This is a genomic window from Janthinobacterium kochi (assembly GCF_051380715.1).
In the GTDB taxonomy this organism is placed as follows: domain Bacteria; phylum Pseudomonadota; class Gammaproteobacteria; order Burkholderiales; family Burkholderiaceae_D; genus Janthinobacterium.
The window spans coordinates 385,889-401,367 of the sequence record NZ_JBNYXO010000003.1; the positions used below are offsets into that span (position 1 = coordinate 385,889).

15 protein-coding genes are annotated in these 15,479 nt (G+C 64.9%); 9 read left to right on the forward strand and 6 right to left on the reverse strand.

Annotated features, from left to right (window positions below):
• Positions 1–5 precede the first annotated feature (5 nt).
• The 5 genes from ACQ4WL_RS09420 to ACQ4WL_RS09440 all read left to right on the forward strand — a co-directional run bounded on the left by ACQ4WL_RS09420 (position 6) and on the right by ACQ4WL_RS09440 (position 3,809).
• The gene (locus tag ACQ4WL_RS09420) at positions 6–377 is read left to right on the forward strand and encodes a DUF4810 domain-containing protein (protein WP_436509464.1); all 372 of its coding nucleotides are present in this window, start codon (positions 6–8) and stop codon (positions 375–377) included.
• Positions 374–1,036, forward strand: a complete 663-nt coding sequence (locus ACQ4WL_RS09425; protein ID WP_436509465.1) for a DUF799 domain-containing protein — start codon at positions 374–376, stop codon at positions 1,034–1,036. Before ACQ4WL_RS09420 ends, ACQ4WL_RS09425 begins: the two co-directional genes overlap by 4 nt.
• A 173-nt stretch (positions 1,037–1,209) precedes the next feature.
• Positions 1,210–1,656, forward strand: a complete 447-nt coding sequence (locus ACQ4WL_RS09430; protein WP_436509466.1) for a hypothetical protein — start codon at positions 1,210–1,212, stop codon at positions 1,654–1,656.
• Between the two features lie 183 nt (positions 1,657–1,839).
• Complete coding sequence (locus ACQ4WL_RS09435) at positions 1,840–2,505, forward strand: response regulator (RefSeq protein WP_436509467.1); 666 nt, start codon at positions 1,840–1,842, stop codon at positions 2,503–2,505.
• On the forward strand, positions 2,499–3,809 hold the full coding sequence (locus ACQ4WL_RS09440) for an ATP-binding protein (RefSeq protein ID WP_436509468.1): 1,311 nt from the start codon (positions 2,499–2,501) through the stop codon (positions 3,807–3,809). Before ACQ4WL_RS09435 ends, ACQ4WL_RS09440 begins: the two co-directional genes overlap by 7 nt.
• 59 nt (positions 3,810–3,868) lie before the next feature.
• On the opposite strand, the gene ACQ4WL_RS09445 is transcribed toward ACQ4WL_RS09440, so the two are convergent.
• Positions 3,869–4,507 (reverse strand): NAD(P)H-dependent oxidoreductase, encoded by a 639-nt coding sequence (locus ACQ4WL_RS09445; RefSeq protein WP_353657524.1) that lies wholly within the window; start codon positions 4,505–4,507, stop codon positions 3,869–3,871.
• Positions 4,508–4,628: 121 nt separating this feature from the next.
• Positions 4,629–5,627, reverse strand: coding sequence for an aldo/keto reductase (locus ACQ4WL_RS09450; protein WP_436509469.1), 999 nt, complete (start codon positions 5,625–5,627; stop codon positions 4,629–4,631).
• Between the two features lie 117 nt (positions 5,628–5,744).
• Here ACQ4WL_RS09450 and ACQ4WL_RS09455 point away from each other — a divergent pair, with 117 nt between their 5' ends.
• Positions 5,745–6,632 (forward strand): LysR family transcriptional regulator, encoded by an 888-nt coding sequence (locus ACQ4WL_RS09455; protein ID WP_436509470.1) that lies wholly within the window; start codon positions 5,745–5,747, stop codon positions 6,630–6,632.
• Here the strand turns inward: ACQ4WL_RS09455 and ACQ4WL_RS09460 are convergent, their stop codons facing one another.
• Together ACQ4WL_RS09460 and ACQ4WL_RS09465 are read right to left on the reverse strand one after the other, a co-directional pair.
• On the reverse strand, positions 6,633–7,718 hold the full coding sequence (locus tag ACQ4WL_RS09460; RefSeq protein ID WP_436509471.1) for an ATP-binding protein: 1,086 nt from the start codon (positions 7,716–7,718) through the stop codon (positions 6,633–6,635).
• Complete coding sequence (locus ACQ4WL_RS09465; RefSeq protein WP_436509472.1) at positions 7,718–8,467, reverse strand: response regulator; 750 nt, start codon at positions 8,465–8,467, stop codon at positions 7,718–7,720. Before ACQ4WL_RS09465 ends, ACQ4WL_RS09460 begins: the two co-directional genes overlap by 1 nt.
• Positions 8,468–8,599: 132 nt before the next feature.
• On the opposite strand from ACQ4WL_RS09465, the gene ACQ4WL_RS09470 reads away from it, so the two are divergent.
• From ACQ4WL_RS09470 to ACQ4WL_RS09480, 3 genes are read left to right on the forward strand one after another with little or no spacing between them, the layout of a single operon-like run.
• Positions 8,600–9,778 (forward strand): efflux RND transporter periplasmic adaptor subunit, encoded by a 1,179-nt coding sequence (locus ACQ4WL_RS09470; protein WP_436509473.1) that lies wholly within the window; start codon positions 8,600–8,602, stop codon positions 9,776–9,778.
• A 33-nt stretch (positions 9,779–9,811) separates the two neighbouring features.
• Positions 9,812–12,958 carry a multidrug efflux RND transporter permease subunit gene (locus ACQ4WL_RS09475; protein WP_436509474.1) on the forward strand — a complete coding sequence of 1,049 codons (3,147 nt, stop codon included), beginning with the start codon at positions 9,812–9,814 and terminating at the stop codon, positions 12,956–12,958.
• On the forward strand, positions 12,958–14,331 hold the full coding sequence (locus ACQ4WL_RS09480; RefSeq protein ID WP_436509475.1) for an efflux transporter outer membrane subunit: 1,374 nt from the start codon (positions 12,958–12,960) through the stop codon (positions 14,329–14,331). Before ACQ4WL_RS09475 ends, ACQ4WL_RS09480 begins: the two co-directional genes overlap by 1 nt.
• A 13-nt stretch (positions 14,332–14,344) precedes the next feature.
• On the opposite strand, the gene ACQ4WL_RS09485 is transcribed toward ACQ4WL_RS09480, so the two are convergent.
• Positions 14,345–14,902 (reverse strand): type VI secretion system tube protein Hcp, encoded by a 558-nt coding sequence (locus tag ACQ4WL_RS09485; RefSeq protein ID WP_436509476.1) that lies wholly within the window; start codon positions 14,900–14,902, stop codon positions 14,345–14,347.
• A 21-nt stretch (positions 14,903–14,923) separates the two neighbouring features.
• On the reverse strand, positions 14,924–15,211 hold the full coding sequence (locus ACQ4WL_RS09490; RefSeq protein ID WP_436509477.1) for a 7(1) septoil knot domain-containing protein: 288 nt from the start codon (positions 15,209–15,211) through the stop codon (positions 14,924–14,926).
• Between the last annotated feature and the right edge of the window lie 268 nt (positions 15,212–15,479).

Here is a 15,479-nt window from a genome sequence, read left to right on the forward strand (position 1 = left end):
ATCCCATGAAACAGACAATGATGAACAAGGGCGCTGCCCTGCTGGCGCTGCTCGCCTGTGCCGCCCTGACCGGTTGCGCCACGCAATCGAAGACCCTGTATCAATGGGAAGGTTACCAGCCGCAAGTGTACGAATACCTGAAAGGTGAAAGCCCGGAGCAGCAGATCGCCGCCATGGAAAAAGACTTGCAAGTGATTGGCGCGAAGGGCAATCACGCGCCGCCGGGCTACCATGCCCACCTGGGCATGCTGTACTCGATTGCCGGCAAGCCGGAGCAGGTTGCCGCGCAGTTCGAAGACGAGAAAAAACTCTTCCCGGAATCGACGCCGTATATGGATTTCTTGTTGGGTAAATTGAAAAAAGGCGAGAAATTATGATGTCGCGCATGTTGAAAATGGCCCTGTGCCTGGCTCCTGCCATCTTTATGGTCGGCTGCGCCACCAAGCAGGCCGCGTATGACTATACGGCCTTCAAGGCGGCCAAGCCGCGTTCCATCGTGGTCTTGCCGCCCTTGAACAACTCGCCGGAAGTCAATGCCGGCAACAGCGTCTACGCGCAAGTGACCTATCCGCTGGCCGAAGCGGGCTACTACGTGCTGCCGGTAGCCGTGGTCGGTGAAACCTTCAAGCAGAACGGCTTGACGAATGCCGCCGATATCCACGGTGTCGATGCGAAAAAGCTCAACGAGATCTTTGGCGCCGATGCGGGCCTGTATGTGACGATCTCCAAGTACGGTACGACCTACGCCGTGATCGACAGCGTGACGGTGGTGTCGGTCGATGCCAAGCTGGTCGACCTGAAGACGGGTACCTTGCTGTGGCAGGGCGCGGCCAGCGCTTCGAGCAATGAAGGCAATAACAGCGGTGGCGGCGGCCTGATCGGCGCCCTGGTGACGGCTGCGGTCAAGCAAATCATCAACACCAGCACCGATGCCAGCCATCCTATCGCCGGCACGGCAAATGCGCGGCTGCTGTCGGCCGGCGTGCCGAACGGCTTGCTGTACGGCCCACGTTCGGAACGCTACCTGGCGCAGTAATCGTCCGGTAAGCTGCCGCGCAGGCCCTGCATCCGCCAGGGCCTGTTGCGGGCAGTGCCAGGCGAGCGCCGCCGCATCGTTTGCAGTGATGACCAGCGCCAGAGGAAATCACGGACTCGTCGTCCGGCGCTGTTTTTCTTGAGTCCGGGCAGAGCCAGAGCAGGGAGCAAACGATGGTTACGCAAATTAACATCAGCTACAACGTGGAATCGGACGAAATGCGAGGCAAGACCGCGCTGGTGTTCCAGAAACCGCAGAACCCGCAGAGCAATTACCGCAATCCTGCCTGGCAAGCGTTGAAGGGCGTGCCTGGCCCCATCGAATCATTCGTCTACGACCATCAAATCGCGCTCGACATGCGCAGCCATGGCGCCGGTGATGACATGAAGATGACGCCGGAGCGCCAGTCACAGCCACCACAGGCCAGTCTGACGCCGCAGCAGGGCGGCGTGATCCCCAGGACCAATCCCTTTATCCAGTTCGACAGCAACTGGTACGTCAACGCCAGGCCCGTCGTGAACATGCAATATGTCGATGCGTACTCGGCCACGACGCAGTCCGTGGTGCCAGCCACTGCCCCCGAAGGGGACGTGACCTTGAACCGCAACCAGGATCTGTAAGACATTGACTGCGGCGCCGGCTTTGGCTGACGTCAATTATCCGCGGGAGGCTGCTCAGGCGTACAGGAACACTGGCAATCCTTGCCACCTGGCGGGGATGGCCGCGGCCGCGCAGCCAGCGCCAAGCCGGCTTGCGCCAGCCAAGGTAAGATATCGCTATTTTGTGCGATTGTGAGGGCCCGGGTGCGCGTGTTGCTGGTGGAAGACGATCCGATGATCGGGGAAAGCCTGGTCGAGGGCTTGCGCGGCGAGTGCTATGCCGTGGACTGGGTGCGCGACGGCCATGATGCGGAGCTGGCGCTGGCCGGTTTCGCCTACGACCTGATGCTGCTGGACCTGGGCTTGCCCGGCAAGGAGGGCATGGACGTGTTGCGCACCATGCGTGCGCGGGGCGCCGACTTGCCCGTGCTGATCATCACGGCGCGCGATGGCACGCGGGCCCGCGTCGAGGGGCTCGACAGTGGCGCCGACGATTACCTGGTGAAACCGTTCGACCTCGATGAATTGCTGGCGCGCATACGCGCACTGCTGCGCCGCAGGGTCAGCCGTTCGCGCTCCGTCATCGAGCATGGCGCGCTGACCCTGGACCTGGCCAGCCACGACGTCACGTTCGAGGGCGAGCAGATCAAGCTGCCGCCGCGCGAGTTTTCCGTGCTGCGCGCCTTGCTAGACCATCCTGGCAAGGTGGTGTCGAAGCGGCAACTGAGCGAAAAGCTGTACGGCTGGGATAGCGAAGTGGAAAGCAATACCGTCGACGTGTACGTGTACCAGCTGCGCAAGAAGTTCGGCGCGGACAGCATCCAGACCGTGCGCGGCGTGGGCTACAAGATGCGGGTGGCATCTTGCTGACCATCCGCCGCCAGTTGCTGCTCGGTTTGCTGGCAGCCACCTTGCTGTGCGTGCTCGGCGCGGGCATTTCGCTGTTCCGCTCGCTGTTGGAAGAAGCCAATGAACTGGCCGATTTGCAGTTGCGTCAGCTGGCCGTGGCCTTGCCCGACGAGTTCGAGCCGCAGGCGGGCCTGGCCGCCGCGCAAGAGCCGGAAGAAGCGTTCGTGCTGCAGGCGTGGGACGAGGACGGCCAGCCATTGCCCGTCCTGCAGGGCCAGCCAGCATTGCCGCGCTATGCGCTGGCCGGCTTTGCCGATGTCACGTTGCGCGGCGAGGACTGGCGTCTGTACGGCGAGACGCGGCGTGGCCGTTACGTGCAGGTGGCGCAGGCGCAGGCCGTGCGCGACCAGCTGGCCTGGCAGATGACCATGCGGGCCGGCGCACCCCTGCTGGTGTTCGCGCTGATCCTGGCGCTGCTGATTGTCGTCGTGGTGGGGCGCGCGCTGGCGCCCCTGCACCGGCTGGCCGAATCGGTGGCGGGCCGTTCGCCGGACGCCCTGACGCCGCTGGAGGCGCAGCAGATGCCGCCCGAACTGCGGCCCGTGGCGCTGGCGCTCAACAGCTTGATGCGGCAGTTCGAGGCGGCGCTGACGGCGCAGCGCACCTTTGTCGCCGATGCCGCGCATGAATTGCGCTCGCCGTTGACGGCATTGAAACTGCAGCTGCAGGTGGCTGAACGCGCCGGTAGCGAGGAAGAACGCCGCGTGGCGCTGGCGCGGCTGCATGAACGGCTGGACCGCAGCACGCACCTGGTACGTCAGCTGCTCAGCCTGGCGCGCCATGAAACGGCGCTGACGGCCAGCCAGCTGCACACGGTGGACCTGGGACAGTTGCTCGAAGCGGCCGTGGCCGACCACAGCGCGCTGGCCGACAGCCGCGAAATCGACCTGGGCTTGGTGGAAACGGCGCCGGCCAGGGTGCTGGTGCAGGCCGATCCCGACGGTTTGCAAGTGTTGCTGAATAACCTGATCGACAACGCCTTGCGCTACACGCAGCAAGGCGGCAGGGTCGACTTGCAGGCGGCGGTGGAAGAGGGCAGGCCCTTGCTGCGCGTGTCCGACAACGGTCCCGGCGTGCCGCAGCAGCACCATGCACGCCTGTTCGACCGCTTCTTCCGCCCCGACGGCAACGACGCCTGGGGCTGTGGTCTGGGCCTGTCCATCGTGCGCCATATCGCCGAGCACCATCAGGCCGATATCGCGCTGGCCGAAGGGGAAGCGGGGCGGGGCCTGCTGGTAACGGTGCGCTTCCCGCAGCCCGCCTGACAGCAAAAAAAAAGCGGCTGCCGTCGCCGGCATCCGCTTTTCAGTCACGGGCGAAGCGCTTACGCCAGCTCGGTGATGAATTGCTCGCGCGCAGGGCGCACTTTTTTCAAGTCCACCAGCCAGTCGCCTTCGTCGGCGCGATAGCCGAGCGGCAGCATGACGACGGAACGCAAGCCTTTTTCGCGCAGGTTCAGGATTTCATCGACCTTGGCCGGATCAAAACCTTCCATCGGCGTCGAATCGACTTTTTCCTGCGCTGCGGCGATCAGGGCTGTGCCCACGCCGATATACGCCTGGCGCGCCGCGTGCTGGTAGTTGGTTTCCGCGTCGCGCTGCGGATACGTGGCCAGGATTTGCTGGCGGTACGCTTCCCAGCCTTCATTTTTGAAGCCGCGTACGGTATTGACCAGGTCAAACATCTTGTTGATGCGTTCGACCGTGTAATTGTCCCAGGCAGCAAACACCAGCAGATGCGAGGCGTCCGTCACTTGCGACTGGTTCCATGCATGCGGCTTGATCTGCTCGCGCAGGGCCGGATTCGTTACGACGAACACTTCGTAAGGATGCAGTCCGCTGGAGCTGGCCGTCAGGCGCACGGCTTCCAGGATGCGCTCGACCTTGTCTTGCGGCACCGTTTTCGTCGGGTCCATCTTCTTGGTGGCGTAGCGCCATTGCAGTGTTTCGAGCAAATCGGACATATAAATTTCTTTCATAATGAATAGTTCAGATTGGAAATGATAGCGGATTCAGGCATTTCAAGTGCAAAGCGGCAAAGAACCTGTTTATCGTACTCAAATTAGCGCACTCAGGTGTTGTTGTCTACAGGCCAAGCATGGCAAGCTCATGCTGTGGGTAGCGCGCGCCCTGCACGCTGGCGGGCGCGATGGCGGCGCCGATGGCAGCCAGATCGCTTTCGCTGAGCTTGATCTGCGCGGCGGCGACATTTTCTTCCAGGTGCGCCAGGCTGCGGGCGCCGGGAATCGGCACGATATCGTCGCCTTGCGCCAGCAGCCAGGCCAGGGCCAGCTGGGCCGCCGTGGCGCCGCGCGCGGCCGCCAGGCCTTGCAGTTCGGCCACCATGTTCGCGTTGGCCGCCATCGCCTGCGGCTGAAAACGGGGCAGGCTGTGGCGGTAATCATCCGGTGCCAGCGCGGCGCTGGACGTGAGCTGGCCCGTCAGGAAGCCCCGGCCCAGCGGGCTGTAGGGCACGAAACCGATACCGAGCGCGCGGCAGGCGTGCAGCACCTCGGCTTCCACGTCACGGCTCCACAGCGAATACTCGGACTGCACGGCCGCAATCGGGTGCACGGCGTGGGCGCGGCGCAGGGTGGCGGCCGACACTTCCGACAGCCCCAGGTGGCGTACTTTGCCCGCCCGCACCAGATTCGCCATGGCGCCGACGACGTCTTCGATGGGCACGGCGGGGTCCACGCGGTGCTGGTACAGCAGGTCGATGCAATCGATACCGAGCCTGGACAGCGAACCTTCCACGGCCTGTACGATGTGCTCCGGGCGGCTGTCCACCCCCGCCATGCGTTCCACACCCTGGCCGTGGGGCAGGATCTTGAAGCCGAACTTGGTGGCGATATTGACCTTGCCGCGCAACTGCTTCAGGGCGCGGCCTACCAGTTCCTCGTTGGCGTAGGGCCCGTAGACTTCCGCCGTATCGATCAGGGTCACGCCCAGTTCCACGGCGCGGTGCAGCACGCGCAGCGAGGCAGCCTCGTCGGCGCCGCCGTAGGCAAAGCTCATGCCCATGCAGCCCAGGCCGATGGGGGCAACGCGCAAGCCGGACTTGCCCAGTGTTCTGTGTTCCATTTTTCACTCCTCGTCAAAAAAAAAGATGCGAGGAGTATGGGTGAAGCAACGGCATGCGATAAGATCGCTAATCCTGCATGAATTACTGAATATGGCTCATGAATCTTTTCCTCAACAATGGCTGACCTCAACGAATTGACGGCCTTTGCCGCCGTTGCCCGCTTGCGCAGCTTTCGCCAGGCGGCCCTCGAACGGGGCGTGTCCGCCTCTGCCCTCAGCCATGCGCTGCGCGCGCTGGAAGAGCGCCTGGGCGTGCGCCTGCTGAACCGCACCACGCGCAGCGTCACGCCGACCGAGGCGGGGCAGCAGCTATTGGCGCGCCTCGCGCCGGCCATGCGCGAAATCGATGATGCCTTGCTCGACCTGAGCACCTTGCAGGATGTGCCTGCAGGCAAGCTGCGCCTGAACGCGCCCCGTCCGGCCGCGCGGCTGCTGCTGGCGCCCATGCTGGCCAATTTTGTTGCCCTCTATCCGCGCGTGCAGGTGGAAGTGGTGACCGATGACGGCATGATCGATATCGTGCGCGACGGTTTTGATGCGGGCATCCGCTTTGGCGAGCAGGTGGCGGCCGACATGATTGCCGTGCCCGTGGGTGCGCCGCAACCGTTCGTGGTGGTGGCGTCGCCCGTCTACCTAGCGGCGCATGGCGCGCCAGCCACGCCGCGCGATTTGCTGAAGCATGCCTGCATGGTCCGGCGTTTTCCCAGCGGACGCCAGTATGCGTGGGAGTTCGAGCATGAGGGGGACGCCGTCAGCATCGCCGTCAACGGCCCGCTGGTGTTCGACGACGATGCACTGATGCTGCGCGCGGCGCGCGATGGCGCTGGACTGGCGTATGTGTACGAGGCCGATGCGCGCGCCGATATTGCGGCGGGGCGTCTGGCGCGCGTGCTGCAGCGCTGCTTGCCGCCGCCGTCCCGTTACTTCCTGTACTACCCGAGCCGGCGGCAGATGCCGGCCGTCTTGCGCGCTTTCGTCGACATGCTGCGCGCGCCGGCGATATAGTCAGCCAGCGGCCGGCAACGCGCCATGCTCCACCGGCCATTTCACCGTAAAGAGGCTGCCGCCGGCCTTGCCACGCGTGCAGAGCGCGCTGCCGCCATGCGCGCGCGCGATGGCTTCGACCACGGCCAGTCCCAGACCGCTGCCCGCGTTCAGGTCGACGCGCGCGCTGTCGCCGCGGCGAAACGCTTCGAATACGTGCGCCGCCAGTTCGTCGGAAATGCCGGGGCCTGCATCCTCGACGCTGAGGAAGTACTGGCCGGCCTGCACGCGCGTGCGCACGCGCAGCAGGCCAGGATGCGCATAGCGGCGCGCGTTGTCGAGCAGGGCCAGCACGATTTGCCGGATGCGCGCCGCGTCGCAGCAGACGGGATGGTCGGACAGGTGCAATTGCAGGGCAAAGCCGGCCGCTTCCATGTCCGGCGCCAGCAGGCGGCCCACTTCCTCGATTTCCAGGGTCAGGTCCGTCCACGCCATGCGCAGCTGCATGTAGCCGCTGTCGGCCAGGCTCAGGGTGCGCAAGTCCTCGATCAGGCGTCCCAGGTCCTCGACTTGCGACAGCAGGCTGGTAAACGGCACTTCCTCGGGCTTGAAGACGCCATCGACGACGCCTTGCAAGGTGCCGCGCAGGATCGTCACGGGCGTGCGCAGTTCGTGCGCGATGGCCGCATTCCACGTTTCGCTTTCCTTGGCCGCCCGCTGCAGGCGCTCGGCCATGCTGTTGAAGTCATCGACCAGCATGGCCGTCTCGCCCAGGCTGCGGTCGCCTGCGAAGGCGCGCGCGGACAGGTCGCCATGCGCCACGCGGCGCACGCTGTCCATCACGGAATTGATCGGCTTCAAGATGCGCGCGGCCAGCTTGATGGCGAAAAACGCGGCCAGCAGCAAGCCGAAGATGGTGATGGCGAAGATCCACAGCCACTCGACGGTGCTGGGCGACCAGTCGTCGGGCTCGGACAGCATGCCGGGGTCGATCTTGAAGGCGACGGCAAAGAAGATCCAGGAGCCCATCCAGATGATCAGGATGCTGCTGACCATCAGCACGGACATCGACAGCACGATCTGCCGGTTCAGGCCTGTGAAGCGCATCAGGCGTCGCTTTCCAGACGGTAGCCCACGCCGCGCAGGCTGGCCGGCATGTTCATCACACCCGCTTCCTCGAGCTTCTTGCGCAGCTTGCTGACATGACTGTCCACCGTGCGTTCCATCGAATTGCTCTCGGGCATGCACGACTCCAGCAATTCCAGGCGGCTGCAGACGCGCCGCGGTGTGCGCGCCAGGTGCGCCAGCAGGCGGAACTCCGTCAAGGTCAGGCTCAAAGGCACGGGCGCGCCGTCGCGCAGCACGCTGGCCACATACGTTTCCTGGTCGATCTCGATGGGGCCACAGCGCAGGCGCTGGCCGCCCACCGGGTGGTGGCGCACGCGCGAGCGGCGCAGCACGGCCGCTACGCGCGCCACCACTTCGGCCGGATTGAAAGGCTTGATGATGTAGTCGTCGGCACCCACGCGCAGTGCAGCCAGCTTGTCCGCATCCTGGTCGCGCGCCGTCAGCATGATGACGGGCGTTTCGCCGCGCCGCCGCACTTCCGTCAGCACGCCCCAGCCGTCGACCCTGGGCATTTGCACATCGAGCAGCAGCAGGTCCGGCGCCAGCGCCAGGTGCTGCTGCAGCGCCTCCTGGCCATCGAGGGCGAAGGCGGTGCGGTAGCCGTCGCGCTCCAGGTAACCGGCGAGGATGCGGGCGATTTGCGGTTCATCTTCGGCAATCAGGATGAGGGCGGAGGGCGGCGTGGTGGCAAGGAAGGAGGGCTGGCTGGCGCTGTGATGATAGTTCATATAAATAGTCTAGCATTCTTCTTTCTCTCCATCGAATCTCCACATTTCTTTGACGAAATATCCACGCAATCCTTTTAGGCTGCGCGTATCTGTCGACCGGACCGCCGGTTGGGATCAGTCATAGAGAGAGTCATGCCAGTCAAGTACTTCACCAGCAAAAACACGTTGATCGCCGCGGCACTGCTCAGCCTTGCCGCCTGTTCCAGACCCGCGCCAAAGGAAGCTGCCACGCCACCGGCTGCCGCCGCCGTTGCGGTCACTGTGCTCAAGCTGCAAGCGGCGCCCATTGTCCTCAGTGATGAATTGCCGGGCAGGGTGGCGGCTTTCCGCACGGCCGACATCCGCCCGCAGGTGGGCGGCATCGTGCTGCGCCGCCAGTTCGAGCAGGGCGCCGAGGTGCAGGCGGGGCAGAAGCTGTTCCAGCTCAACCCGGCGCCATTCCAGGCGGACGTCGATTCGGCCGCCGCCGCGCTGCAGCATGCGGTGGCCACGGCGAAGCGCGCCAGCAGCCAGGCCGACAGGTTAAAACCGCTGGTGGAAGCGGACGCCATCAGCCGCCAGGCGTATGACGATGCCGTGGCCCAGCGCGAGCAAGCCGTGGCCACCGTGGCGCAGGCGCGTGCCGCTCTGGCGCGGCGCCGCCTGGACCTGGCCTTTGCCAGCATCGAGGCGCCGATTGCCGGGCGCATCGGCTCCGAACTGGTGACGGAAGGCGCGCTGGTGGGCCTGGCCGATGCCACGCCGATGGCGCGCATCCAGCAGATCGACAAGGTGTATGTCGACGTGCGCCAGCCGGCCGCCGCGCTGGCTGCGCTGCAAGCCTCCGGTTCGGACAGCAACGGAGGCGCGGACAAGCTGCCCGTGACCATTTTGGGCGCCGACGGCCAGCCGCATCCCGTCACGGGGCGCATCCTGTTCTCGGGCATCAGCGTCGATGCGGGCACGGGCGACGCCGTCATCCGCGTGCTGGTCGACAATCCGCAGCGCCAGCTCTTGCCCGGCATGTTCGTGCGCGCCCGCATTGCCCGCGCCATGCAAGCGCATGCCGTGCTCTTGCCGCAGCAAGCCGTCTTGCGCAGCAGCGATGGCCAGGCCCAGGCCTGGGTGCTCGATGGCACGCACAAAGCCAGCTTGACCCCGATTGCCGTGGGCGACGTGGTCGAGCACCAGTACGTGGTCAACGGCGGCTTGAAGGCGGGCGACACCGTCGTCATCGAAGGCCAGGAACGCTTGCAGCCGGGCGCCACGGCCGCGCCGCAACCGTGGAAGCCAGCTGTCGTGGCAACGGCGGCTGCCGCCAAGGCCCGTTGATGCACACTTTGAATACAATGAAAGCCTAAGCACATGCCTCAATTTTTCATCAACCGCCCCGTCTTTGCGTGGGTGGTGGCGGTCTTCATCGTCCTGTTCGGACTGATCGCCATACCGCAATTGCCGATTGCGCGCTTCCCTTCCGTGGCGCCGCCCAGCGTCAGCATCAGCGCCAACTACCCAGGCGCCACGCCGCAAACCATGAATGATTCCGTGGTGGGCCTGATCGAACGCGAACTGTCGGGCGTCAAGCACTTGCTGTATTTCGAGTCGTCCACCGATACCTCGGGTTCGGCCTCGATCAGCGTCACCTTCCAGCCCGGCACGAATCCGGAAATGGCGCAGGTGGATGTGCAGAACCGCCTCAAAGCCATCGAGCCGCGCCTGCCGCAAGCCGTGCGGCAAAATGGCTTGACGGTGGAGTCGGCGTCGTCCGGCTTTTTGATGATCGTCAGTTTGATTTCCGAGAATGGCCAGCACGATGAAGTGGCGCTGGGCGACTACCTGGCGCGCAACGTGACGGAAGAACTGCGCCGCATTCCCGGCGTGGGCAAGGTGCAGCTGTTCGGCTCCGAGCGGGCCATGCGCATCTGGGTCGATCCGGCCAAACTGGTATCGTACAACATCGCCATGGGCGAGCTGACGGCCGCCATCGCGCAGCAAAATGCGCAGATTGCGCCGGGTCGCCTGGGCGATTCGCCCGCCGTCGAAGGCCAGCGCGTGACCATCCCGCTGACGGTGCAGGGCCAGCTGCAAACGCCGGCCGAATTTGCCGCCATCGTGCTGCGCGCGAATGCGGATGGCTCGAAAGTGACGATTGGCGACGTGGCGAAAGTGGCGCTGGGGGCGCAAAGCTTCAACTTCAGCATCCGCGAAAATGGGCAAGCGGCTTCCGGCGCCGCCATCATGCTGTCGCCGGGCGCCAACGCCGTGCAGACGGCGGCCGCCGTGCGCGCACGCATGGCCGAACTGGCGCACACCATGCCGTCCGGGATCAAGTATTCGGTGCCGTTCGATACGGCGCCGTTCGTGAAAATCTCGATCGAGAAGGTCATCGTCACCTTGTTGGAAGCGATGGTGCTGGTGTTCCTCGTCATGTACCTGTTCCTGCAAAAGATACGCTATACGCTGATACCCGCCATCGTCGCGCCGATAGCCCTGATGGGCACCTTCACGGTGATGCTGCTGGCCGGCTATTCCGTCAACGTGCTGACCATGTTCGGCATGGTGCTGGCCATCGGCATCATCGTCGATGACGCCATCGTGGTGGTCGAAGCGGTCGAGCGCCTGATGGCCACCGAAGGCTTGTCGCCGAAGGAAGCGACGTCGAAAGCGATGCGCGAAATCACCGGTGCGGTCGTGGGCATCACGCTGGTGCTGACGGCCGTGTTCATCCCGATGGCCCTGGCCAGCGGTTCCGTGGGGGCCATCTACCGCCAGTTCACGCTGGCCATGGCCGTGTCGATTTTGTTCTCGGCCTTTCTGGCGCTGACCCTGACGCCGGCCCTGTGCGCCACCATGTTGAAACCCATCGGCCCGCACGATCATGACAAGAAGGGTTTCTTCCTGTGGTTCGACCGTTGTTTTGACCGCATGACGGCGCGCTATGAAAAGGGCGTGGTGGCGATGCTGAAACGCGCGGGCCGCTCGATGGTCGTGTACGGCGCCATCGTCGCGGCGCTGGGCGTGGCCTTCATGCAGTTGCCATCGGCCTTCTTGCCAGAAGAAGACCAGGGCTACTTCATCACCTCGATCCAGCTGCCGTCCGACGCCACCATGGAGCGCACGCTCGATGTCGTCAAATTGTACGAGCAGCACGTGGCAACGCGGCCCGGCATCGAAGTGAATCAATCGATCCTCGGCTTCAGTTTTTCCGGCGCGGGGCCGAATGCGGGCCTGGCGTTCACCATGCTGAAGGACTGGAAAGAGCGCAACGGCGCCACGGCGCAGGAAGAAGTGGCGCTGGCGCAGGCTGCCATGGCGCAGGCGAAGGAGGGCGTGATCATGAGCCTGATGCCGCCCGCCATCGATGAACTGGGCAATTCGTCCGGCTTTTCCATGCGCCTGCAAGACCGCGCCAACCAGGGTGTCAACGCTTTGCAGGCGGCGCAGAACCAGTTGCTGGGCCTGGCCGCGCAAAGCGCCAAGGTGGCGGGCGTGTATCCGGACGGCTTGCCGCCCGGCGCCAGCGTGCGCCTCGATATCGACCGCACCAAGGCCGAGGCGCTGGGCGTGTCGTTTACGGCCATTGCCGACATGCTGACGGCGGCCATGGGTTCGACCTATGTCAACGATTTTCCGAACGCGGGCCGTATGCAGCAAGTGATCATCCAGGCCGATGCGCCGTCGCGCATGCAACTGAACGACGTGCTGGCCTTGCGCATCCGCAATAACGCGGGCGGCATGGTGGCCTTGGGCGAGCTGGTGCGCCCCGTGTGGAGCGAATCGCCGCTGCAACTGGTGCGCTACCAGGGTTATCCGGCGGCGCGCATTTCCGGCAGCGCGGCGCCCGGCGTGTCCAGCGGCGACGCCATGCTGGAAATGGAACGGCTGGTGAAGCAATTGCCGCCCGGCTTCGCGCTGGCGTGGACGGGGCAGTCGCTGCAAGAGAAGGAATCGGCGTCGCAAGCGCCCATGCTGATGGCGCTGTCGATGCTGGTGGTCTTCCTCGTGCTGGCCGCCCTGTATGAAAGCTGGTCGATTCCCGTCTCCGTGATGCTGGTGGTGCCGCTGGGGCTATTGGGCGCCGTGCTGGCCGTGATGTTGCGCGGCATGCCGAACGATGTGTTCTTCAAGGTGGGCATGATCACGATCATCGGCCTGTCGGCGAAGAACGCGATCCTGATCGTCGAATATGCGCGCCAGTTGCAGGCGCAAGGGCGTGGCCTGGTCGAGGCGACTGTGGAGGCGGCACGCTTGCGCCTGCGTCCGATCCTGATGACGTCATTGGCCTTCGCGCTGGGCGTGGTGCCGCTGATGCTGGCCACGGGCGCCAGCGCCGAAACGCAGCACGCGATCGGCACGGGCGTGTTTGGCGGCATGATCACCGCCACCGTGCTGGCCGTGTTTTTCGTGCCCGTGTTCTTTGTCGTGGTGCTGGGCGCCGTCGACAAGATGGGCAGTTACTTTAGTAAACGCAGTAATCGCACCGCCGTCAAGGCGGTGGAAGGGGAGTTGTAATGCGTTTGATCTTTATCACGCCGCTGGCCGCGCTGGTCTTGTCGGCGTGTTCATTGACGCCGCCGCTGGTCAAGCCGGCGCCGCCCATCCCTGCTGCCTATGCCGAGGTCGCCGCGTCAGCCACGGCCGACACTGCAGCGGGCCTGGGCTGGCGCCAGATGCTGCTCGATGCGCGCCTGCAGCGCCTGGTAAGCCTGGCGCTGGAAAACAACCGCGACTTGCGCGTGGCGTCCCTCAACGTGGATGCCGTGCGGGCCCAGTACCAGATCCAGGATGCGGGCCGCTACCCGGCCATCGGCGCCCATGCGGGCGGCGTGCGCCAGCGCGGCGCCGACGCTACTGTTCAAAACACGTTCACGGCCGGCATCGCCATGAGCGCGTTCGAGCTCGACCTGTTTGGCCGCCTGCGCTCGCTGTCGGATGCTGCGTTTGCCCGCTACCTGGCCACGCAGCAGGGCCAGCGCGCCGCGCACATGGCCCTGATCGGCGGCGTGGCCGATGCGTATCTGGAACAGCGGCTGGCCGAGGCGCAGCTGGCGCTGGCGCGGCAAACCCTGGCCGACTGGCGCCAGGCCTTGCTGCTGACGCAGCGTCTGCACGGCGCGCAGCAGGGCAGCGGCCTGGACGTGGCGCAAGCGGAAGGGCAGGCTGCCACGGCGGAAGCGGACGTGCAGGCGCGCGAACGGGCCAGCTTACTGGCGCGCAACAACCTGGAATTGCTGCTGGGCGCGCCGCTGCCAACCGACTTGCCCGCTGGCCGGCCGCTCGATGGCCAGCCCGTGCTGACGCAGCTGCCGCCCGGCCTGCCGTCGGACTTGCTGGCGCGCCGTCCCGATATTTTGCAGGCCGAATATGCGCTGGTGGCGGCGAATGCGGAAATCGGCGCCGCCCGCGCCGCCTTCTTCCCCCGTCTGTCGCTGACGGCGCAGCTGGGCTTGGCCAGTCCGGAACTTGGCGATTTGTTCCGCGGCAGCGCGCGCAGCTGGTCGTTCGCGCCGCAAGTGACGCAGCCGCTGTTCCAGGGCGGCCAGCTGCGCGCGGAACTGCAGCTCTCGCGCCTGCGTAAGGACGTGGCCGTGCTGCAGTACGAGCAAGCGATCCAGGCGGCGTTTCGTGAAGTGCGCGACGGCCTGGCCGGCAGCGCCACGTATGCGCAGCAGATCGCCGCGCAAGAACGCGTGGTGACGGCGGCGCAGCAGCGCCAGCGGCTGTCGCAGCTGCGCTACGACGCGGGCCAGGACAGCCGCCTGGAATTGCTCGACGCGCAGCGCCAGTCGTATGTGGCCCAGCAAACCCTGCTCGACGCGCGGCGCGACCAGTTCAAGTCTGCCGTGGCGCTGTACAAGGCGCTGGGGGGAGGGCTGGAAGAGTAGCCGCCTTGCGGGCTTAGCCCGTAAAGGCGCCGATCGGCCGCTTGCGCGCGACGGTGTTCCGGGGGCCAGGCTGGCCGTCCGCCTGCTGCAGGCTGTAGGTCCAGAGGATTTCCGTAAAGCTCAGCTTGAACTGCTCGGTGGGCACGTCGTCGGGATGGGTTTGCAGCTGCATTTCGGTGATCAGGGCGTCGCGCAGGGCAATGGTGATGATGTTGGCTGTCTTGTCGCCCGAGTTGCGGGCGATGTACAGTTTTGTCGGCTGGTCCGCACCGCTGCCCAGCGGCTGCGCCCGCAGGCACAGTTCATACAGCTTGACGGACGTCTGGTCGACATATTTGACACAGGTAAAGTCCGTGATCATGGGCCGCCCGGAGTTGCGCGCCGAATTGCTGACGTCGGTCGTCACTTGCTGCTTCATGCCTTGATGTAATGACACCAGCTCGATGCACTGGCCCATGCCCTGCAGCGCAGCGGCGTCGCGCCAGATGGCGTCGATGCCGGCCTTGCCACCGTCCGGCGTCTTGCCGAACACGAGTTCAGGGTTGCCGGGTTCCAGCAAAATCAAATCCATGATGCGCTCCTCCGCTTGATGTCAGGCGCCGCCTTGCGACAGGCAGCCCTTGAGCCGATGTGGCCGGGTCCAGCCAGCCTCGCTGGTGTGGTCGACAAAACAGATGCTCAGCTGCGCAAAACCTTGCGAGGTGAAATACACGCCGGCCGTGGCATTCTGGCGCTCACGGGTGATGAACCATTGCGCATCGCCATGCGCCAGGTCCCAGCTGGCTGCGCGGTGCACGAGCAAGTCGGCGTTGCCGCGCTGCGCGATGGCCACCCGCACGTCCGCTTCGCCCATGTTGTTGGTCTGATAGATGCGCGCCACTTGTCCTGATCCCTGTTTGAATCGTGCCTGCGACTATACACCGATTAAGTTGCTTAAAGACAATCGCAAACGGCGGCGGGAATATTTTTTTTGCGCCGCTGCAATAGCGGCTTGGGCGGCACTTCCATAGACTCATTCACTCACTTGGCGCAGTCACGCTCATGCCCCCGCTGCCATCCTTGCCATTTACCTAACTGCTACCCGTTTCCGCCGTCGCCATCGCGCTGAAACAGGGGCAGTTCCGCAGCGGTTTTTGCATTCATTCAAT